Genomic DNA, 19163 nt, shown 5'->3' on the forward strand with positions numbered 1-19163 from the left:
GAAAAGGCTCCGGCCAACACCAGGAGCGGCCGGAGCGGGACGGCTCAGCGGTTGGCGAAGTACATGGTCACTTCAAAGCCAATGCGCAGATCGGTGTACGCGGGTTTATGCCACATGGGGTCAATCCTCTTGTTGTGCCGGGCGATTCCGGTAGAGGCATTAATGCACGGGGCGCGCGGGGGCCGAATGCTACTTTGGGACGAGCCGGCGGGGTGCGTTGGTAGGGGCTTGGCGCACGTGTAGCCGCTGCCGCAGGCTGCGAACGGCACGAAGGGCCGCAGCGCTCTTGAGGCCGCTGCGGGTTTGGCGGGAGATCGCCAGGCAAGGCCCAGCGGGCCTTTGCGCAGCTTCGCCGGGGCTCAGCAGCGGCTACAGGGCCGGTGTCGATCCGAGGTTGGTGTAGCCGCTGCCGCAGGCTGCGAACGGCACGAAGGGCCGCAGCGTTCTTGAGGCCGCTACGGGTTTCGCGGGGGATCGCCAGGCAAGGCCCTACGGGCCTTTGCGCTGCCTCGCCGGGGCTCGGCAGCGGCTACAGGATGGCGCAAGTTGAGGGGATCGGGGTCTCTAAAAAAACGGCGCGACGTCCACCCAAGACGTCGCGCCGTTGCCACACAAAGCGGGGCAGCACCCAACTACCCCGCCCTTTCTTGCCCTTAGAAGAAGCCCAGGGGGTTGATGTCGTAGCTCACCAGCAGGTTCTTGGTTTGCTGGTAGTGGTCGAGCATCATTTTGTGGGTTTCACGGCCCACGCCGGATTTCTTGTAGCCACCGAACGCGGCGTGCGCCGGGTACAGGTGGTAGCAGTTGGTCCACACCCGACCGGCCTTGATCGCCCGGCCCATGCGGTAAGCGCGGTTGATGTCGCGGGTCCACAGCCCGGCGCCCAGGCCGAACTCGCTGTCGTTGGCAATCGCCAGGGCTTCGGCTTCGTCCTTGAAGGTGGTCACGCCCACCACCGGGCCGAAGATCTCTTCCTGGAACACGCGCATCTTGTTGTGGCCCTTGAGCAGGGTCGGCTGGATGTAATAGCCGCTGGACAGGTCGCCTTCCAGGCGCTCGGCGGCGCCACCGGTGAGCAGCTCGGCGCCCTCCTCCTGGGCGATCTGCAGGTAGGAGAGGATCTTCTCGTACTGCTGCTGCGATGCCTGGGCGCCGACCATGGTGTCGGTGTCCAGCGGGTTGCCGCGCTTGATCTTGACGATCTTCTTCATCACCTCGGCCATGAACGGCTCGTAGATCGACTCCTGCACCAGGGCGCGGGACGGGCAAGTGCAGACTTCACCCTGGTTGAAGAACGCCAGCACCAGGCCTTCGGCGGCCTTTTCGATGAACGTGGGCTCGGCCTGCATGATGTCTTCGAAGAAGATGTTCGGCGATTTGCCGCCCAGTTCCACGGTGGACGGAATGATGTTCTCGGCGGCGCACTTCATGATGTGCGAGCCCACCGGGGTCGAGCCGGTGAAGGCGATCTTGGCGATGCGCTTGCTGGTGGCCAGGGCCTCGCCGGCTTCGCGACCGAAACCCTGGACGATGTTCAGCACGCCGGCCGGCAGCAGGTCGGCGATCAGCTCGGCGAAGACCATGATCGACAACGGGGTCTGCTCGGCGGGCTTGAGCACCACGCAGTTGCCGGCGGCCAGGGCCGGTGCCAGCTTCCAGGCGGCCATCAGCAGCGGGAAGTTCCACGGGATGATCTGCCCGACCACACCCAGGGGTTCGTGGAAATGGTAGGCGGTGGTCAGTTCGTTGATTTCCGCGGCGCCGCCTTCCTGGGCACGAATGCAACCGGCGAAGTAACGGAAGTGGTCGGCGGCCAGGGGCACGTCGGCGTTGAGGGTTTCGCGCACCGCCTTGCCGTTGTCCCAGGTCTCGCTGACCGCGAGGATCTCCAGGTTCTGCTCGATGCGGTCGGCGATCTGCAGCAGCACCCGCGAACGGTCCTGGACCGAGGTCTTGCCCCAGGCATCGGCGGCGGCATGGGCGGCGTCCAGGGCCTTGTCGATATCGGCGGCGCTGGAACGGGGGAATTCGGCGATCACTTCGCCGTTTACCGGCGAGGTGTTGGTGAAGTACTGGCCTTCCACCGGCGGCACGAACTGGCCGCCGATGAAATTGCCGTAGCGTGGCTTGAAGGACACGACGGCGCCTGGGGTTCCGGGTTGTGCGTAGATCATGCTGAGCCTCTGCTGGTCGAGGCCTGTCCAACGACAGGCGATGGACCGATGGTAGAGAGCCCCGCGTGCCGGACGAATGCATCCATGGCAGGAGAGGGCTCGTCATTTGGTCGTAGAAGCAGCCTCAAGCTGCAAGCTGCAAGCTGCAAGCTGCAAGCTGCAAGCTGCAAGCTGCAAGCTGCAAGCCTCAAGTCTGCCGAGGCTTCTTCTTGTGGCTTGCAGCTGGAAGCTTGCCGCTGCTTTTAAGCTTTGGGCAGCTTGAAGGTCCAGAGCATGCCGCCCTGGTTGAAGTCCTTGACCCGCTTGGCCACTTCGCCGCCCCACAGCGGCACCGCGCCGCCCCAGCCGGAGAGCACCGAGACGTACTGCTCGCCGTCCATTTCCCAGGTCACGGGCGAGCCCAGGACCCCGGAGCCGGTCTGGAATTCCCAGACCTTCTCGCCGGTCTTGGCGTTGAACGCCTGGAGGAAGCCTTCAGGCGTGCCGGTGAACACCAGGTTGCCCTTGGTGGTCAGCACCCCGCCCCACAGCGGCGCGAAGTTCTTGTGGCGCCAGACTTCCTTGCCGCTGATCGGGTCGATGGCCCGCAGCACGCCGATGTAGTCCTCGTTGAGCGGCTTGATGGTGAAGCCCGCGCCGAGGAACGCCGCGCCCTTCTTGTAGGCGATGCCTTCGTTCCAGATGTCCATGCCCCACTCGTTGGACGGTACATAGAACAACCCGGTGTCGCGGTTGTAGGCCATGGGCATCCAGTTCTTGGCGCCGAGGAAGGCCGGGGCGACGAACACCGAACTGCCCTTGGCTTCGCTGCCCGGGGCGCCGGGACGGCTGGCCTCGTTGTAGATCGGCCGGCCGTTCTTATCCAGGCCGGTGGCCCAGGTGATCTTGTCGACAAACGGGAAGCCGCGGATGAACTTGCCGTTGGTGCGATCAAGCACGTAGAAGAAGCCGTTGCGGTCGGCGGTGGCGGCGGCCTTGATCTCCTTGCCGCCCTCCTTGTAGTTGAAGGAGATCAGCTCGTTGACGCCGTCGAAGTCCCAACCGTCGTGGGGGGTGCTCTGGAAGTGCCACTTGATGGTGCCGTCGTCCGGGTTCAGCGCCAGGCGCGACGAGGAATACAGGTTGTCGCCAGGGCGCAGGTGGGAGTTCCACGGCGCCGGGTTGCCGGTGCCGAACAGCAGCAGGTTGGTTTCCGGGTCGTAGTAGCCGCCGAGCCACGGCGCCGCGCCGCCGGTCTTCCACAAGTCGCCGGGCCAGGTCTTGCCCGCCTCGCCGCCGGAAATGCCGTTCTCGATGGCCTTGCCGTCCTTGTACACATAGCCCATGTGGCCTTCCACGGTGGGGCGCATCCACAGCAGCTCGCCGTTTTTCGGGTCGTAGGCCTGGATCTTGCCGACCACGCCGAACTCGCCGCCGGCGACCCCGGTGATCAGCTTGCCGTTGACGATCATCGGCGCCGCGCTGATGGAGTAACCCTCCTTGTGGTCGGCGACCTTCTTGCTCCACACCACCTTGCCGGTGTCCTTGTTCAGGGCCACCAGCTTGGCGTCCAGGGTGCCGAAGAACACCAGGTCGCCATACAGCGCCACGCCCCGGTTGATCACGTCGCAGCACGGGCGGATGTCATCGGGCAGGCGCGCATCGTACTGCCAGAGCTTCTTGCCGGTGCGCGCGTCCACCGCGAACACCCGCGAGTAGGAGCCGGTCATGTACATCACCCCGTCCTTGATCAGCGGCTGGGCCTGCTGGCCGCGCTGCTTCTCGCCGCCGAAGGAGAAGGCCCAGACCGGCCGCAGCTCCTTGACGTTATCGACGTTGAGCAGGTCCAGCGGGCTGTAGCGCTGGCCCTGGACACCCAGGCCGTTGGTGACGATCTGCTGCGGGTTCTTCGGGTCCTGGAGGATCTCTTCATCGGTGACGGCGGCCAGGGCCGCGCTGGACAGCAGCATGGCGCTGAGCACCAGGCTCACGGCGAAAAAGGGACGACGTGGGGGTTGGGTCATGACGGCTACCTCTGCGGTTATTGTTGTTCCCGGGAAAATTTCCCGGTCTGCCGGGAATTCTTGGTCCCGGCCTGCTTGCCAACAATTGCCCGCAGTGCGGAGTTTTCTAGTTCCTTGGTACTGGAGGGGCAGTGGCAAGCGGCAAGCAACAAGCGGCAAGCAAGAGCCCTGGGGCTACCAGGCCACTGCGTCCGGGCCACTGCGTGGCGAGGGAGCTTGCTCCCGCTGGGTGGCGCAGCCACCCCAATGGCTGCCACCCCGTTCCTGCAGGTAAATCGAGGGCTCAGGTTTTACGACCGCTGCGCGGTCGAGCGGGAGCAAGCTCCCTCGCCACCAGGGTCAAAGGCCGTCGAGGGGCTTTAGCTGCTGGCGTTCGTAGCGCGGATAGAGGTGGCTGACGCTGCGAATCAGCTCGTAGCGGGTCAGGCTGATGCCGGCAAAGCGCTCGGGGATCGGGCGGCGGATCATCTCCGCCATGTCGTCGCCCCGGGCCGCGCCGTCGCGCATCAACGCGTCCAGCCAGCCCAGGTAATCACGCATCTGGGCAAAGGGCCGGGCATCCGTCGCCACCGGCCCGTGGCCGGGCACGATCTGCTTCCACGGCAGGGCCTGCAGGGTGTCCAGGTCCTTGAGCCAGACCCCGAGCCCCGGGCTGTTGGGGGTGGTCAGCGCGCGTTCGTAGAATACCAGGTCACCGGCAAACAGCACCCCGGTGTTCTCGTCGAGAATCGCCAGGTCGGCGCCGGTGTGCCCACTCAGGCTCAGCAGGCGCAGGCGATGCCCGCCCACCTCAAGCACCCCGGGCTCCAGCACCCGGTTCGGCAGCACCACCTCGGTGCCGCGCATCCAGTCGCCGACCATGCGGTACAGGTTCTCGGCCATGGCGTCCCCCTGCTGGCGCAACAGGTCGGTGGTGCCGGCCAGGGCGCCGATGGGCACATCGCCAAAGGCCTGGTTGCCCAGCACATGGTCGGGATGATGGTGGGTCAACAGCAGCTGGATCACCGGCTTGTCGGTGGTGGCGGCAATCGCCCGGCGCAAGGCTTCGCCGTAGCGTTTCGAGGGCCCGCTGTCGATCACCACCACCCCACTGTCGGTGACGATGAACCCGGTGTTGACGATGTTGCCGCCATTGGCCTTGGCGAAATTGTCGGTGCTGCCTTCCAGCAGCCAGGTGCCCGCGGCGATCTGCCGGGGCTTGAGTTGATAGTCCAGGTCGGCCCGGGCCGGCAGGCCCAGGCACAGCAGCAACAGCAGAATCCAACGCATGGCGCGCCTCGGCTCGGATGGGGTCAAAGGGTGCGGTCAGGGCAGCTTGGCCTCGAACTGGTTGCCGCTGTTGTCGCGCAACAGCAAGCGGGTCTGCCCCGTCCCCTGGATATCGAACCCCAGGTTGGGGTTTTCGCTGACCGCCGGGAACAGTTCGAGGCTGGCCAGAAGCTGATCGTTCTGGTCGCGCAATTCGGCGTGGTTGAGAAAGAACTCGGGGATGCCGCTGACCAGGCCGTTGTCCATCGGGTGGGAGACTTGCAGGCGCAGGCGGCTGGCGTCGCCGCGCGGGTAACGCCCGCCCAGCACCTCGCCGATGTGCTCTTCCCAGCCGGGCTGGGTACGCACCACGCTGGGGGCGGTGCAGCCACCGCCCGCGGCATCGATCAGGGTCGAGCCCACGTGCCACAGGCCGTCGCGGGTCTGCACCGCGGCGCGCAGCGGCGTGGCCTGCTCGATGCGGATGCGGATCGACAGCCAGGGCAGCACCCGCTCCCCCGGCACGAAATCGACAATGCGCGGCAAGGGGTTGAGCTCGGCCCAGGCAAGGATGCGCACCACGTCGCCGCTGAAGGCCCGGGCGTCGATCTCCAGCGGCACCTGCCGCGCGTCCTCGGCAAAGGGCGGCGCCAGCAGCTTGACCCGGTCATCAAAGACGAACGCCGCGTCCCCCAGCAGTTGCTTGTGGTAGAAGGCCCACATCACCGAGGGCACCGGGTCCGTGCCCGGGGCCTGCGGATCGGCGGCCAGCGCCGGGACCGCCATGGGCAGCCAGCACGCCAGCAGGCAGGTCGCTCGCCAGTTCATCAACGTTGCTCCTATTGATACATCTCCGGGACCTCGTAGCGCAGGCCATAACGGGCGTACAGCGCCTGCAGGCGACCGTCGCGGATCAGCCCTTCCAGGGCCTCTTCCACGGCATAGGCCAGCTGGCGGTTGCTTTCATGCACCGCCATGCCGATCTCCCACACCTGCTTGCCCATGTTCGGGTAGGCGTTTTCCGCCAGCGCCAGTTGCGGGTCAGCGGCCTGGTGCAACTGCCAGTCGATCTCGCCGCGCATGGCCATCACCGCGTCCACCTGCCCGGCCCGCAAGGCGCCGAAGGCCTGCTGCACGCTGGGGTAATGATGGGTCTTGGCACTGAGCATGCCGTTGAACACCGAGGTCAGGTAGAACGACGGCACGCTGTCCACCTCGACCCCGATCGGGTGCTCCTGGAACACCGCGACACTGGCCACCGAATCCATCCGGCGACGGTCGAATGCCACCTGCCAGCGCTCCTCCTGATAGGGGCCGAACATCACCACGTGATCGTTGGCCAGCTCCCCCAGTTCGTTGCGCTTTTGCGCGTAGTCGTGGTCGTAGGGCACGCGCATCATCAGGTCGGCCAACTGCTGGTGGCGCAGCGGGCTGCCGCGCCAGATGTAGTCCCGCAAGTCGTCGTCGAGCTTCTCCCCGGGGGGCGCCCAGATCAGTTGCAGGCGCACCCCCAGGGCCTCGGCCAGGGCTTGCGCCAGCTCGACGTCGACGCCCCGGGGCTGGCCCTGCTCCTCGAAGCTGTAGGGGGCAAAATCCTGGTACACCGCCACCTTCAGCTCACCGGAGGCGATCATCGTGTCGTAGTTGCGCACCCCGGCCTGCGCCGTCGCGCAGCACAGCAGCAAGCCACTGAGGAACAGCGCCAGGCGGCCCATGGCGGTCACTCCTCGACGCGCACGCTGTCCAGGTAGGTGCGCACCGCCCACAGGGCTTCCTGGCTCAGGTAGTCGGCCATCTTCGGCATGTACACCCGGCCATCGCGCACCGCGCCGTGGCGCACCCGCTCGACGAACCATTCATCCCCGGCTTCGCCGGCGTCGAGCATGCGCAAATCCGGCGCAATGCCGCCGGACTTGGCTTCCAGGCCATGGCAGGCGGCGCAGTTCTGGTTGTAGGCCGAGGCACCGATTTCCACTGCCTTGTCGTGCTCGGGCGAGGTGCGGTACGGGTTGACCGCGGCCCAGCCGTCGCCATCGACAGTCACCCCGGCGTCCTTGATCGGCGTCAGGCCCTTGGTTTCCACCGCCTGGGGCACCACGTTGCCATGGGCCCATACAGCACCGGTGGCCAAGGCACCGGTCAGCAGCCCTACCGCGAGCAAGGCGTTGCGTTTTGTTGTCATTGTTATGCCCTCAAGATTGCACGCAAGACCTCGCTACAGAGGCCATGGCGCCATCTTAGGAACAGCCGGCGGGCGGCCGTATGCTGCTTTGGTGGTCGCGCTCTACTCCCTTGGTAGTAGGGCTTGTGGCGCGGGCCTAAATCAGGTGCCGCCCGGGAACTATTCCCGGCAAGGGCGGGACTTTTTCCGTATCTCAACACCCGTCCCGGGGCAGACCCTAGTCAGGCCAAAACCTCCACTGGGAACTGCAACCATGACAATAAGATCGCTACCCGCCCTCTCCCCCCTGAGCCTTGCCGTCCAGGCCCTGCTGCTGGCCGGCAGCCTGTCCCTGGGCGCGGCGGCCACAGCGGCCACCGCCCCGGCGGCACCTGCCAGCAAGAACGTCACCTGGGAAGACATCGCCAACGACCACCTGACCACCCAGGACGTGCTGCAGTACGGCATGGGCACCAACGCCCAGCGCTGGAGCCCCCTGGCCCAGGTCAACGACAAGAACGTGTTCAAGCTGACCCCGGCCTGGTCCTATTCCTTCGGCGACGAGAAGCAGCGCGGCCAGGAATCCCAGGCCATCGTCAGCGACGGCGTGGTCTACGTCACCGGCTCCTACTCGCGGGTGTTCGCCCTCGACGCCAAGACCGGCAAGCGCCTGTGGACCTACAACCACCGCCTGCCGGACAACATTCGCCCGTGCTGCGACGTGGTCAACCGCGGCGCGGCGATCTACGGCGACAAGATCTACTTCGGCACCCTCGACGCCCGGGTCATCGCCCTGGACAAGAACACCGGCAAGGTGGTGTGGAACAAGAAGTTCGGCGACCACAGCGCCGGCTACACCATGACCGGCGCCCCGGTGCTGATCAAGGACAAGACCAGCGGCAAGGTGCTGCTGATCCACGGCAGCTCCGGCGACGAATTCGGCGTGGTCGGCCAGCTGTTCGCCCGCGACCCGGAGACCGGCGAAGAGGTGTGGATGCGGCCCTTCGTCGAAGGCCACATGGGCCGCCTGAACGGCAAGGACAGCACCCCCACCGGCGACGTCAAGGCACCGTCCTGGCCGGACGACAAGACCACCGAAACCGGCAAGGTCGAAGCCTGGAGCCACGGCGGCGGCGCCCCTTGGCAGAGCGCCAGCTTCGATGCCGAAACCAACACCATCATCGTCGGCGCCGGCAACCCCGGCCCGTGGAACACCTGGGCGCGCACCGCCAAGGACGGCAACCCCCACGACTACGACAGCCTGTACACCTCGGGCCAGGTTGGCGTCGACCCGAGCACCGGCGAAGTGAAATGGTTCTACCAGCACACACCGAACGATGCCTGGGACTTCTCCGGCAACAACGAACTGGTGCTGTTCGACTACAAGAACAAGGACGGCAAGGTGGTCAAGGCCACCGGCCACGCCGACCGCAACGGCTTCTTCTACGTGGTGGACCGCAACAACGGCAAACTGCAGAACGCCTTCCCCTTCGTCGACAACATCACCTGGGCCAGCCACATCGACCTCAAGACCGGGCGCCCGGTGGAAAACGCAGGCCAGCGTCCGGCCAAGCCGCTGCCGGGGGAAACCAAGGGCAAGCCGGTGGAAGTCTCGCCGCCGTTCCTGGGGGGCAAGAACTGGAACCCCATGGCCTACAGCCAGGACACCGGGCTGTTCTACATCCCCGGCAACCAGTGGAAGGAGGAGTACTGGACCGAGGAAGTGAACTACAAGAAAGGCTCGGCGTACCTGGGGATGGGCTTCCGTATCAAGCGCATGTACGACGACCACGTCGGCACCCTGCGGGCCATGGACCCGACCACCGGCAAGCTGGTGTGGGAACACAAGGAACACCTGCCGCTGTGGGCCGGCGTCTTGGCGACCAAGGGCAACCTGGTGTTCACCGGCACCGGCGACGGCTTCTTCAAGGCCTTCGACGCCAAGACCGGCAAGGAGCTGTGGAAATTCCAGACCGGCAGCGGCATCGTCTCGCCGCCCATCACCTGGGAACAGGACGGCGAGCAGTACATCGGCGTGACCGTGGGCTACGGCGGCGCGGTGCCGCTGTGGGGCGGCGACATGGCCGAGCTGACCAAGCCGGTGGCCCAAGGCGGCTCGTTCTGGGTGTTCAAGATCCCGAGCTGGGATAACCAGACCGCCCAGCGCTGACCGACTGGTGGCGAGGGAGCGTGCTCCCGCTGGGCCGCGCAGCGGCCCCGAACCCTGCCCCACGCGATAGCTCAAGCCTACCGCGTGGGCCGGGTTCACGACGGCTACGCCCCCGGGGCGCCGGCCAGTCCAGCGGGCGCCGGCGCCCTCGCCCCACCCGCCTTCACTCCCGCCTGGAGAACCGCACCATGAACTACCTGCCCCTTGTCCTGCTGTTGAGCCTGTCCCCCGCCTTCGCGGTGAACGTCGGCGACGACGGCAACGACGTGCCCCTGACCATCAACGGCTGCCTGATTGCCGAATCCAGCCAATGCCCGGGCGCCAACCTGCGCGGCGCCAACCTGGCCAACCAGGACCTGCGCAAGATGAACCTGGCCGGCGCCGACCTCTCCGGCGCCGACCTGCGCCATGCCCAACTGGACCTGGCCAACCTGGAAAAAGCCCGCCTGCAAGGCGCCAACCTGACCCGCGCCAGCCTGCAACAGAGCAACCTGCGGCTGGCGGACTTCACCGACGCCAAGCTGATGGCAATCCAGGGCTGGGGCCTGTTTGCCCAGGGCGCGCAATTTGAGAACGCCAACCTCAGCGCGGCCTATCTGCAATTTGCCCGGCTGTCCGGGGCCAAGCTGCACCGGGCCAACCTGCAGGCGGCGGACCTGGAAATGGCCTGGCTGAGCAAGGCGGATCTGCAAGGGGCCAATCTGAGTGATGCCAATCTGCAGGAGGCCAAGCTGGGCGAGAGCAATCTGGAACGCGCCGATTTGCGCGGGGCGCGGCAGCATTATGGGAATTTTCAGGATGCCAATATGGAGGGGTGTTTGGGGTGTCCGGGGAGTTGGGACAAGTAGGCCGTTGCCGCAGGCACTACCAAGCGCCTCACTGTGCCTGCTATTGGAGCAATCATCCGTTCAATGGCAGCTACAGCCCCGCTAGCCAAGTCGCGCCAGGTTTTCGTCGATGCGTGCCTGAATCATGCTCAAGGTGTCCGCGGTGATGCCACCCGGGAACCGGGACCGAGCACTGCGGGTAAAGCCGCTGGCAACCTGGCAGATGCGCTCGATGATATCGGTGGCATCCCTGGCCGAAAGCTCCGCCTCCACCGCCGCGAGCCTGAGCAAGTGCTTGCGGGTGATGTGCAGCGCCTCGCCCAATATGTCCATCTGGTGATAGCCGCCCGGCCCCTCACAGAAGGTCACGTCGTAAGCCGGCGCCAGCTTCCACTGGCCGCTCGACGACATGAGGTAGGAAAAATTCTTCGGGTGGTCGTCGCGGTTGTTGAACGCCACGTTGAACACAATCCGGGCAAAAGCCAGCGCCTTTTCCCGCACATCATTGCAGCAGTACTGGGTGGCCCGCAGGAAATTGCTGTAGTCCAGCGCCCCGGCTGCTCGGTAGTCCGCGCCGGTAAAGGCGGCGAGGCTTTGCATGGGCACGCGCATGTCCTTGACCCGGTCGAATCGTCGGGTGGCGAAGGCCGCCTGCCCATTGGGTAGCTCGAAGTGTTCGCTATTCGACGTTTCGATGGCGCATTCGCGCAAGCATTGCGCATAGACAGCTTCGATCGCACAGACCTCGGGGTGTTCACCCGCTCCCGGGAACTTGATCAACCAGGCATCCAGACCAGGTGCCGCGAGCGTGCTGAAGCGCCCTCGCGCAGGGTCGCGATAGAGCAAGGCCTTGGGTCGAGCGCCCTGCGGCGAGCCGCCCATCCGCAGCAGTCGCTGCAGAAACTCCCCGCCCTGGCCATGGAGCACCTCCTGAACTTCGGCAGCCAGTCGTTCAAGGGGAACCTCTTCAGGCGCCATGAACAGCTCCGGCGCCACAGGCTCGAACGACATAGCGCCCATGGCTTGGGTGCCGATATAGGTCAGTCGCTCCAGAGGACCAATCTGCGCTGGGTTGAGACCACGGCGTTTGAACAAGCGATCCATCAGCAACATGCCCCAACCGTCGGGCAGCGAGTCATAGACCGGCCCCGGCAGCCACAACTGATGATCGGGAAAGTCCCGGCGCAGCCTCGGGCCCTTGAGCGGCAAGCGCAAGGCCGACAGTTCCAGGCCGCGATCCTGTGCTTGCTCGCTGTACTCGAAGGCAATCAACGGGCGGCCGGTCAGCGCCGTCGTGGATACTAGCGAACCCCAGCGCCAGTGCTCCCCCCAACCGTCGTAGTAGACATCGACCTGCTTAAGCATCGGCGGACTTCCTTTTGACGCGCTGCCTCTGGGCGCCCTGTTCATAACGGAGGATGTCGTCGAGGCTGTCCAGCTGCGGCAGGAACAATTGCTCCAGCTCGCGAAGACGCCCCAGCACCATAGCCACGCGAACCACGCTGTCGAATGCCACGCTACGCCCGGCCTCCAGATTGGACAGGGTGCCAACCCCAATGCCCGCACGGGCCGCGACCTCGGCCTGAGTCATCTGCTGGGACAGGCGCTCCTGGCGCAGGCGAGTGCAAAGCAGCTTGAGTACCTCATCCGGCCTGGCAAGAGTTAAATTCAGCATATCGAGCGTTAAACCCTGAAATCACACTTAAGATTCAAAATTATAGAATTATCCAGACAATCATGAAAAACCAGATAACTTCATAAATATGACTCTTATCGTTGAAATCAGCCAGATAAAAGGCGAAATGTTGGATTTAGCTACAAGCTTCAAGCTTCAAGCTTGTGGCTTGTGGCTTGTGGCTTGTGGCTTGTAGCTTGTAGCTTGTAGCTTGAGGCTAGCTGCTTGCAGCTGCCCCCCTCACCCGCACCACCCCCATATCAATCCCCAGATGCACCAATTCCGCATGGGAACTGACCTGCAGCTTGCTCTTGAGCAAGGTCAGGTGGTTGGACACGGTCTTGGCGCTGATGCACAGCTGCTCGGCAATCACCCGCGCCGGGGTGCCCTTGGCCAGCATCACGAAGATCTCCAGCTCGCGCTGGGTCATGCTCTGTAAGCGCGGGTCGCTGGCGTTCTGCGCCGGGGTGCAGGCCAGTTGCGTGGCCAGGGGCTGTTCGATGTAGGCGTGCCCGGCCAGCACCCGGTGCACCGCTTCTATCAGCACCTGGGGCGCGGAGTTCTTGGTCAGGTAACCCGAGGCGCCGGCCTCCAGGGCCTGGCGCACCAGGGGCAGTTCGTCGTGCATGCTGAAGAACAGCACCCGCAGTTGCGGCAGGCGCTGGCGCAGGCGGCGGGTGGTCTCCAGGCCGCTGATGCCCGGCAGGCCGAAATCCATGATCACCAGTTGCGGCACGTCTTCGGCCACTCGGGCCAGGGCCTCTTCGCCGCTGGCCGCTTCGCGCACCTGCATCGCCGGCAATACCGCGCGCAGCAAGCTGGCGTAACCCTGGCGGACCACGGCGTGGTCATCCACCAACAAGATGTTCATCAGGCCTCCATGGGCATGTTCAGGGGCATGTTCAAGGCCAGTGCCCAACCGGCGCCGGGACGGCTGAGGATGTGCAGTTCACCGCCCAGGCTGCGGGCGCGTTCGGCCATCGAGTGCAGGCCGACGCCGGGGCGCTGGGGCTGGTGCGCACCGCAACCGTTGTCGCGCACCAGCAGGCGCAGGCCCCGGGCGCTGCGTTGCAGCCGCACCCGCACCTGGCTGGCGCCGGCGTGCCGGGCGACATTGGTCAGCGCTTCTTGCAGCAGGCGGTAGAGGTGGGTCTTGCTCGCGCCGGGCAACGCCGGCAGGTCGGCGCCGACCCGCAATTGGCAGTCGATGCCCTGGCTGTCCTGCCATTGGCTCACCAGCAGGCCGAAGGCTTCGGCCAGCGGCAGGTGCTGCAGCACCACCGGGTACAGGTCCTGCACCAGGGCGCGAAAGCCTTGCTGCAAGCGCTCGCAGTTAAGTTCCAGGGCCTGGGCCGTGTGTTCCACCACTGTCGGCTGGTCGGCCACCATGCGCAGCAGGCAGACCTGGGCGCGGATGCCCGCCAGGTATTGCCCGAGGTCGTCATGCAGGGTCTGCGCCAGGTAGGTGCGCTCGCGCTCCTGCACCGCCAGCAGGGCCTGGGTCAGGTGTGCATTGTCGGCCCGGGTCTGCTCCAGGGTCGTGGTCATGCGGTTGAAGTGTCCGGCCAGTTGTCGCGCTTCCGGCAGGCCGGCTTCGCGCAGGCGCACCGCCAGTTGCCCGCCGGACACGTGCTGCAAGGCCCGCAGCAGATCATCCAGCAGGCCCATGCCGCGACGCACCGCCCAGCGGATGGTCAGCAGGCTCAAAAGCAGGGCCAGGCCGCACAGGCTCAACAGCTGTTGCAGCGAATCCCAGACTTCATCGATCTCGTCGCGCGCGTCCACGGCGATCAGCACCCGGCGGCCGTCGCCCAGGTCCAGTTCGCGGGCGCTGTGGCGGCGGTCGCTGAACAGCTGGCGGCCAAGCCAGGCGTCCAGCCCGGCCTGCTCGGGCATGCGCGCTGCCTCGTCCGGCCCCAGCCAGTGCACCCGCACATGACGCAGGCTCTGGGTGAGATGCGGTTGCAGGCCCACCGGGTTGCGCTCGGCGCTGTCGCTCAAGTACTCCACCACCGCTTCGGCGGACTGCAATTCACGTTCGACATCGGCCACCGCCTGATGCAGCAGCAAGCCGCCGCAGGCCAGGGTCACCACGGCAAAGAACGCCGTCACCCACAGGTTGATCCGCCACAGCGCCGACACGCCTAGCGCCCCGGAACCAGCGGCACCGCCAGGGGCACGACCGGGCGCGAGCCGTGCAGGCGATCGACGCCGATCAGGCTGAGGATCAGCAGCAAGGGCAGGAGCAGCACTTTGATGATGCGCATGGGCGTCGCTCTCAAGGTTCGGGCTCGGGGCGGGTTCGGGCCAGGATCAGGATCAGGATCAGGCTCAGGGCCGCTGGGACCATGCTAAGACCGCCGCGCCCGCGCCGGGTTACTACCTTGGTACTGCCCGGGCGCTACTTTCTGCATATTTCCCCGCCCCGACGCTGTTCCTATGCTGGCGCCACCTGCCGTGGAGCGCCCTATGCACAAGCCTGCCCCGCTTATCCCGACTTGCCTGCTGGCCCTGGCCTCGGTCCTGCTGCCCCTGAGCGCCAGCCTGGCCAGCGAGGCACCCTTGCAGGTGCGCATCGGCTACCTGGGCTATCGCCCCGATCCCGGCCCGCTGCTGTCCAACATCATCCCCGAGCCCGCCGACGCCGGGCTGCAAGGCGCCCAGTTGGCGATTGTCGACAGCAACAGCACCGGGCGCTTTCTCAAGCAGCAGTTCCAGCTCGACAGCGCCAGCGTCGACAGCCCCGAGGCGCTGCTGCAAGCCGCCAGGGCCCAGCACGACCAGGGCCTGCGGCTGTTCGTGGTGAATGCCCCGGCGGCCAGCCTGCGCGAGCTGTCGGCGGCCCTGCCCGACAGCCTGCTGTTCAACGCTGGCAGCCCCGACGATGCCCTGCGCAGCAGCCAGTGCCTGGGCAACGTGCTGCACAGCCTGCCCGGCCGGGCGATGCTGGCCGACGCCCTGGTGCAGTTCATGGTGCTGCGCAAATGGCAGCGGGCCTTGCTCATCGTCGGCCAGACCGAGGACGACCGCGCCTACGCCGATGCCCTGCGCCGGGCCATGCAGCGCTTCGGCCTGAAGATCGTCGCCGAGAAAGCCTGGAGCTTCGACAACGACCAGCGCCGCAGCGCCCAGGCCGACATGCCGCTGTTCACCCAGACCGCTGAATACGACGTGGTGCTGGTGGCCGATGAGCGCGGCGACTTCGGCGAATACCTGCCCTACCAGACCTGGTACCCGCGCCCGGTGGCCGGCACCCAGGGCCTGACCCCCACCGGCTGGCACAAGAGCGTGGAAACCTTCGGCGCCGCGCAGCTGCAAAAGCGCTTCGAAGCCCAGGCCGGACGCTGGATGAACGACCGCGACTTCGCCGCCTGGATGGCCGTGCGCAGCGTCGCCAGCGCCGTGAGCAAACTGCGCCAGGCCGACCCTCGGGCCCTGCAGGCGCTGCTGCTCAGCGACCAGTTGCCGCTGGACGGCTTCAAGGGCCGCAAGCTCAGCTACCGGCCGTGGAACGGCGAACTGCGCCAGCCGATTCCCCTGGTGCAGCCCCGGGCCCTGGTCAGCACTTCGCCCCAGGACGGCTTCCTGCACCCCTTCAACGAAATGGACAGCCTGGGCTACGACCGCCCCGAAGTGACCTGCCGCTACCCCTGATCCATCACCACAACAACAAGGAATCCGCCATGCGCCGCCCCCTTCTCTGCCGCTCCGCCCTCTGCGCGGCCCTGCTGCTCGCCGCCGGGCACGCCATGGCCGCCACGGCCTGGGTCTCCAACGAAAAGGACAACAGCCTGAGCCTGATCGACATGCAGACCCTGGAAGTCACCCAGACCCTGCCCGTGGGCCAGCGCCCGCGCGGGCTGCTGCTGTCCCATGACAACCAGCTGCTGTACATCTGCGCCAGCGATTCGGACCGGGTCCAGGTGATGGACGTGGCCACCCGCAAGATCGTCAAGGAGCTGCCGTCCGGCAAGGACCCCGAGCAGTTCGCCCTGCACCCCAACAACCGCTGGCTGTACGTGTCCAACGAGGACGATGCGCTGGTCACGGTGATCGACACCGAGACCGCCAAGGTCCTCGGCCAGATCAACGTCGGGGTCGAGCCCGAAGGCATGGCGGTGAGCCCCGACGGCAAGTGGGCGGTGAACACCAGCGAAACCACCAACATGCTGCACTGGATCGACACCAGCACCCAGACCCTGGCCGACAGCACCCTGGTGGACCAGCGCCCGCGCTTCGTCGAGTTCAACCAGGACGGCTCACGGCTCTGGGCCTCGGCGGAAATCGGCGGCACCGTGACCATCCTCGACGTGGCCACGCGCCAGGTGCTCAAGACCCTGAACTTCAAGATCAAGGGCGTGCACCCGGACAAGGTACAGCCGGTGGGCATCAAGCTCAGCGCCGATGGCAAGTACGCCTTCGTCGCCCTGGGCCCGGCCAACCACGTGGCGGTGATCGACGCCAAGACCTACGAGATCCTCGACTACCTGCTGGTGGGGCGGCGGGTCTGGCAGCTGGCATTCACCCCGGACCAGAGCCAGCTGCTGGCCACCAACGGGGTCAGCGGCGATGTCTCGGTGATCGACGTCAACAGCCTCAAGGTGGTCAAGTCGGTGAAGGTCGGGCGCTATCCCTGGGGTGTGGTGGTGACCCCATGAACGCCCTGGAGGTCAGCCAGCTGAGCTTCGCCTACGGCCCGCGCCAGGCCCTCGATCAGGTCAGCCTGAGCCTGGCCCCCGGGCGCTTTGCCGCGCTGCTGGGGCCCAACGGCGCCGGCAAGTCGACCCTGATCGCCCTGCTCACAAGGCTCTACGACCTGCAGCAGGGCGACATCCGCGTCGGCGGCTGCTCCCTGCGCAACGCCGCCCGGGCCGCCCTGCGCCAGCTCGGCGTGGTGTTCCAGCAAAGCACCCTGGACCTGGACCTGAGCGTCGAGCAGAACCTGCACTACCACGCCGCGCTGCACGGCTTGTCGCGGCGCCAGGGGCAGGCACGGATCGACGCCGAACTGGCGCGCCAGGACCTCACCGAACGGCGCCGGGAGAGCGTGCGCGCCCTCAATGGCGGCCACCGCCGACGGGTGGAAATCGCTCGCGCCCTGTTGCATGAACCGCGCCTGCTGCTGCTTGATGAAGCCAGCGCCGGCCTCGACCCGGCCAGCCGCCTGGCGCTCAACCGGCACATTCGCCAGCTGTGCCAGGAACAGCGCCTGAGCGTGCTGTGGACCACCCACCTGCTGGACGAAGTGCAGGCCGACGACCAGTTGCTGATCCTGCATCAGGGGCGCCTGGTGGCCAGTGGCGTGGCCAGCACCATCAGCCAGGCACAGGGCGGCGACCTGAGCGCGGCCTTCGCCCGCCTGACCCAGAATCCCCAGCCGCGCCCGGCACCGATCGGAGAACCGCTCGCATGAACGCCTACTGGCAGTGCCTGCGCGGCATCGTGCTGCGCGAATGGCTGCGCTTCGTGCTGCAACGCACACGCTTTCTCAGCGCCCTGGTGCGGCCCCTGCTGTGGCTGCTGGTGTTCGCCGCCGGCTTTCGCGCCGCCCTGGGCATCGCCATCATCGAGCCCTACAGCACCTACATTCCCTACGAGGTCTACATCGTCCCGGGGCTGGCCTGCATGATCCTGCTGTTCAACGGCATGCAGGGCTCACTGTCGATGGTCTACGACCGGGAAATGGGCAGCATGCGCGTGCTGCTCACCAGCCCCCTGCCCCGGGCCTTCCTGCTGGCCAGCAAGCTGTTGGCCACCTCGCTGATCTCGCTGCTGCAGGTCTACGCCTTCCTCGCCGTGGCCTGGCTGTATGGCGTGCAGCCGCCGGCCATGGGCCTGCTGGCCGCGCTGCCAGCCCTGCTGCTGGTGGCCCTGATGCTCAGCGCCCTGGGGCTGCTGCTGTCCAACGCCATCCGCCAGCTGGAAAACTTTGCCGGGGTGATGAATTTCGTGATCTTCCCGCTGTTCTTCCTGTCCTCGGCGCTGTACCCGCTGTGGAAGATGCTCGAAGCCAGCCCCTGGCTGTACTGGCTGTGCGCCCTCAACCCCTTCACCCACGCCGTCGAGCTGGTGCGCTTTGCCCTGTATGAACGCTTCAACCTGCTGGCCCTGGCGGTGTGCCTGGGACTGACCCTGGTGTTCTCCCTGCTGGCGGTGCTGACCTTCAACCCGCAACACGCCGCCCTGCGCAAAAGCACCTGAGCCAGGACGCCTGCACAGCGCCTGGCGGTTCGCGACCTACGACTTTGGTACTGCTTTTGCTGTCGATGGTCGCATTCACAAATGCCCCCGCGCTGGCATGTAATGGGCGCATAACAAGAAGGACAACCCCCTTATGCCCCGTGCCCTGCAGACCCTGGCCCTGCTGTCCCTGAGCCTGACCCTGGGAATGGCCCAGGCCGAGACGCCACTGTTTTCCGCCGACGGCTATCGCACCAGCCTCTACCGCAGCCCGACGCCCACGCAGATCGAGGTCGCGCAGATCATCGACACCCAGGGCTTGCAGGCCCTGCTCCAGGCACACCCCAACCCCCTGCTGATCGACGTCTATCGCCGGCAATGGCTGCAAGGCCGCTTCATCGACAGCGAGCCCCACGCCAACCTGCCCGGCAGCCACTGGCTGGCCAATACCGGCGACGGCGAACTGAGCCCCGAGTGGCAGCGCTACTTCAGCCGCTACCTGCAACAGCTCAGCAGCGGCAACCTGCAACAACCGCTGGTCTTTTATTGCCGCGCCGATTGCTGGCTGAGCTGGAACGCGGTAAAACGCGCCGCAGCCTTGGGCTATACCTCCCTCTACTGGTATCGCGACGGCCTGGACGCCTGGGAGGCCGCCGGCTTGCCCGTGGTGGCGGCCCAGCCGGAAGCCTTTCCCTGAAGCCGCCAGCGCGCCCCCGCACAATCAC

At 66.2% G+C, this 19163-nt stretch carries 19 protein-coding genes; 7 read left to right on the top strand and 12 right to left on the bottom strand.

The window, feature by feature from the left end; translation table 11 throughout:
• Positions 1 to 44: 44 nt before the first annotated feature.
• The 7 genes from pqqA to pedF form a co-directional block, all read right to left on the bottom strand.
• Complete coding sequence (gene pqqA, locus LXM55_RS29375; protein WP_011060521.1) at positions 45 to 116, bottom strand: pyrroloquinoline quinone precursor peptide PqqA; 72 nt, start codon at positions 114 to 116, stop codon at positions 45 to 47.
• A gap of 537 nt (positions 117 to 653) precedes the next feature.
• The gene (exaC, locus tag LXM55_RS29380; protein WP_233323623.1) at positions 654 to 2174 is read right to left on the bottom strand and encodes an acetaldehyde dehydrogenase ExaC; all 1521 of its coding nucleotides are present in this window, start codon (positions 2172 to 2174) and stop codon (positions 654 to 656) included.
• A gap of 242 nt (positions 2175 to 2416) precedes the next feature.
• Entirely contained in the window at positions 2417 to 4177 is a 1761-nt protein-coding gene (pedH, locus tag LXM55_RS29385) for a PQQ-dependent alcohol dehydrogenase PedH (RefSeq protein ID WP_233323624.1), read from the bottom strand.
• A gap of 339 nt (positions 4178 to 4516) precedes the next feature.
• Complete coding sequence (locus LXM55_RS29390; RefSeq protein WP_233323625.1) at positions 4517 to 5446, bottom strand: quinoprotein relay system zinc metallohydrolase 1; 930 nt, start codon at positions 5444 to 5446, stop codon at positions 4517 to 4519.
• 36 nt (positions 5447 to 5482) lie between these two features.
• A complete protein-coding gene (locus LXM55_RS29395; RefSeq protein WP_233323626.1) occupies positions 5483 to 6253 on the bottom strand; it encodes a quinoprotein dehydrogenase-associated SoxYZ-like carrier in 771 nt (256 codons plus the stop codon).
• Between the two features lie 11 nt (positions 6254 to 6264).
• The gene (locus LXM55_RS29400) at positions 6265 to 7140 is read right to left on the bottom strand and encodes a substrate-binding periplasmic protein (RefSeq protein ID WP_233323627.1); all 876 of its coding nucleotides are present in this window, start codon (positions 7138 to 7140) and stop codon (positions 6265 to 6267) included.
• A 5-nt stretch (positions 7141 to 7145) separates the two neighbouring features.
• The gene (gene pedF / locus LXM55_RS29405; RefSeq protein ID WP_110724354.1) at positions 7146 to 7607 is read right to left on the bottom strand and encodes a cytochrome c-550 PedF; all 462 of its coding nucleotides are present in this window, start codon (positions 7605 to 7607) and stop codon (positions 7146 to 7148) included.
• Positions 7608 to 7860: 253 nt separating this feature from the next.
• Here pedF and exaA point away from each other — a divergent pair, with 253 nt between their 5' ends.
• Together exaA and LXM55_RS29415 are read left to right on the top strand one after the other, a co-directional pair.
• Positions 7861 to 9756, top strand: a complete 1896-nt coding sequence (exaA, locus tag LXM55_RS29410; protein WP_233323628.1) for a quinoprotein ethanol dehydrogenase — start codon at positions 7861 to 7863, stop codon at positions 9754 to 9756.
• A gap of 188 nt (positions 9757 to 9944) precedes the next feature.
• Positions 9945 to 10604, top strand: a complete 660-nt coding sequence (locus LXM55_RS29415; RefSeq protein ID WP_233323629.1) for a pentapeptide repeat-containing protein — start codon at positions 9945 to 9947, stop codon at positions 10602 to 10604.
• Positions 10605 to 10685: 81 nt separating this feature from the next.
• On the opposite strand, the gene LXM55_RS29420 is transcribed toward LXM55_RS29415, so the two are convergent.
• From LXM55_RS29420 to LXM55_RS32480, 5 genes are all read right to left on the bottom strand, one after another.
• Positions 10686 to 11948, bottom strand: a complete 1263-nt coding sequence (locus LXM55_RS29420) for a type II toxin-antitoxin system HipA family toxin (protein ID WP_233323630.1) — start codon at positions 11946 to 11948, stop codon at positions 10686 to 10688.
• Entirely contained in the window at positions 11941 to 12258 is a 318-nt protein-coding gene (locus LXM55_RS29425) for a helix-turn-helix domain-containing protein (RefSeq protein ID WP_016967320.1), read from the bottom strand. The genes LXM55_RS29420 and LXM55_RS29425 overlap by 8 nt, the downstream gene beginning before the upstream one ends.
• Before the next feature lie 217 nt (positions 12259 to 12475).
• Positions 12476 to 13129: a response regulator gene (locus LXM55_RS29430; RefSeq protein ID WP_233323631.1), complete on the bottom strand. Its 654-nt coding sequence runs from the start codon at positions 13127 to 13129 to the stop codon at positions 12476 to 12478.
• Positions 13129 to 14400, bottom strand: coding sequence for a sensor histidine kinase (locus LXM55_RS29435; RefSeq protein ID WP_233323632.1), 1272 nt, complete (start codon positions 14398 to 14400; stop codon positions 13129 to 13131). The genes LXM55_RS29430 and LXM55_RS29435 overlap by 1 nt, the downstream gene beginning before the upstream one ends.
• 2 nt (positions 14401 to 14402) lie before the next feature.
• On the bottom strand, positions 14403 to 14525 hold the full coding sequence (locus tag LXM55_RS32480; protein ID WP_267924646.1) for a hypothetical protein: 123 nt from the start codon (positions 14523 to 14525) through the stop codon (positions 14403 to 14405).
• Positions 14526 to 14727: 202 nt separating this feature from the next.
• Here LXM55_RS32480 and LXM55_RS29440 point away from each other — a divergent pair, with 202 nt between their 5' ends.
• The 5 genes from LXM55_RS29440 (at position 14728) to LXM55_RS29460 (ending at position 19135) form a co-directional block, all read left to right on the top strand.
• Complete coding sequence (locus tag LXM55_RS29440) at positions 14728 to 15912, top strand: ABC transporter substrate-binding protein (protein WP_233323633.1); 1185 nt, start codon at positions 14728 to 14730, stop codon at positions 15910 to 15912.
• A gap of 29 nt (positions 15913 to 15941) precedes the next feature.
• Complete coding sequence (locus LXM55_RS29445; protein WP_233323634.1) at positions 15942 to 16916, top strand: YVTN family beta-propeller repeat protein; 975 nt, start codon at positions 15942 to 15944, stop codon at positions 16914 to 16916.
• Entirely contained in the window at positions 16913 to 17671 is a 759-nt protein-coding gene (locus tag LXM55_RS29450) for an ABC transporter ATP-binding protein (protein WP_233323635.1), read from the top strand. Before LXM55_RS29445 ends, LXM55_RS29450 begins: the two co-directional genes overlap by 4 nt.
• Positions 17668 to 18459, top strand: coding sequence for an ABC transporter permease (locus LXM55_RS29455; RefSeq protein ID WP_233323636.1), 792 nt, complete (start codon positions 17668 to 17670; stop codon positions 18457 to 18459). The genes LXM55_RS29450 and LXM55_RS29455 overlap by 4 nt, the downstream gene beginning before the upstream one ends.
• Positions 18460 to 18592: 133 nt before the next feature.
• Complete coding sequence (locus LXM55_RS29460) at positions 18593 to 19135, top strand: PQQ-dependent catabolism-associated CXXCW motif protein (protein WP_233323637.1); 543 nt, start codon at positions 18593 to 18595, stop codon at positions 19133 to 19135.
• Positions 19136 to 19163: the final 28 nt, after the last annotated feature.

The organism is Pseudomonas sp. Au-Pse12, from assembly GCF_021341665.1.
In the GTDB taxonomy this organism is placed as follows: Bacteria; Pseudomonadota; Gammaproteobacteria; order Pseudomonadales; family Pseudomonadaceae; genus Aquipseudomonas.

What these genes read in the sequence shown, in the direction of transcription:
- exaC (WP_233323623.1), bottom strand. Translation starts at nt 2,174, where the DNA reads ATGATCTACGCACAACCCGGAACCCCAGGCGCCGTCGTGTCCTTCAAG.
- pedH (WP_233323624.1), bottom strand. Translation starts at nt 4,177, where the DNA reads ATGACCCAACCCCCACGTCGTCCCTTTTTCGCCGTGAGCCTGGTGCTC.
- LXM55_RS29390 (WP_233323625.1), bottom strand. Translation starts at nt 5,446, where the DNA reads ATGCGTTGGATTCTGCTGTTGCTGCTGTGCCTGGGCCTGCCGGCCCGG.
- LXM55_RS29395 (WP_233323626.1), bottom strand. Translation starts at nt 6,253, where the DNA reads ATGAACTGGCGAGCGACCTGCCTGCTGGCGTGCTGGCTGCCCATGGCG.
- LXM55_RS29400 (WP_233323627.1), bottom strand. Translation starts at nt 7,140, where the DNA reads ATGGGCCGCCTGGCGCTGTTCCTCAGTGGCTTGCTGCTGTGCTGCGCG.
- pedF (WP_110724354.1), bottom strand. Translation starts at nt 7,607, where the DNA reads ATGACAACAAAACGCAACGCCTTGCTCGCGGTAGGGCTGCTGACCGGT.
- exaA (WP_233323628.1), top strand. Translation starts at nt 7,861, where the DNA reads ATGACAATAAGATCGCTACCCGCCCTCTCCCCCCTGAGCCTTGCCGTC.
- LXM55_RS29415 (WP_233323629.1), top strand. Translation starts at nt 9,945, where the DNA reads ATGAACTACCTGCCCCTTGTCCTGCTGTTGAGCCTGTCCCCCGCCTTC.
- LXM55_RS29420 (WP_233323630.1), bottom strand. Translation starts at nt 11,948, where the DNA reads ATGCTTAAGCAGGTCGATGTCTACTACGACGGTTGGGGGGAGCACTGG.
- LXM55_RS29425 (WP_016967320.1), bottom strand. Translation starts at nt 12,258, where the DNA reads ATGCTGAATTTAACTCTTGCCAGGCCGGATGAGGTACTCAAGCTGCTT.
- LXM55_RS29430 (WP_233323631.1), bottom strand. Translation starts at nt 13,129, where the DNA reads ATGAACATCTTGTTGGTGGATGACCACGCCGTGGTCCGCCAGGGTTAC.
- LXM55_RS32480 (WP_267924646.1), bottom strand. Translation starts at nt 14,525, where the DNA reads ATGCGCATCATCAAAGTGCTGCTCCTGCCCTTGCTGCTGATCCTCAGC.
- LXM55_RS29440 (WP_233323633.1), top strand. Translation starts at nt 14,728, where the DNA reads ATGCACAAGCCTGCCCCGCTTATCCCGACTTGCCTGCTGGCCCTGGCC.
- LXM55_RS29445 (WP_233323634.1), top strand. Translation starts at nt 15,942, where the DNA reads ATGCGCCGCCCCCTTCTCTGCCGCTCCGCCCTCTGCGCGGCCCTGCTG.
- LXM55_RS29450 (WP_233323635.1), top strand. Translation starts at nt 16,913, where the DNA reads ATGAACGCCCTGGAGGTCAGCCAGCTGAGCTTCGCCTACGGCCCGCGC.
- LXM55_RS29455 (WP_233323636.1), top strand. Translation starts at nt 17,668, where the DNA reads ATGAACGCCTACTGGCAGTGCCTGCGCGGCATCGTGCTGCGCGAATGG.
- LXM55_RS29460 (WP_233323637.1), top strand. Translation starts at nt 18,593, where the DNA reads ATGCCCCGTGCCCTGCAGACCCTGGCCCTGCTGTCCCTGAGCCTGACC.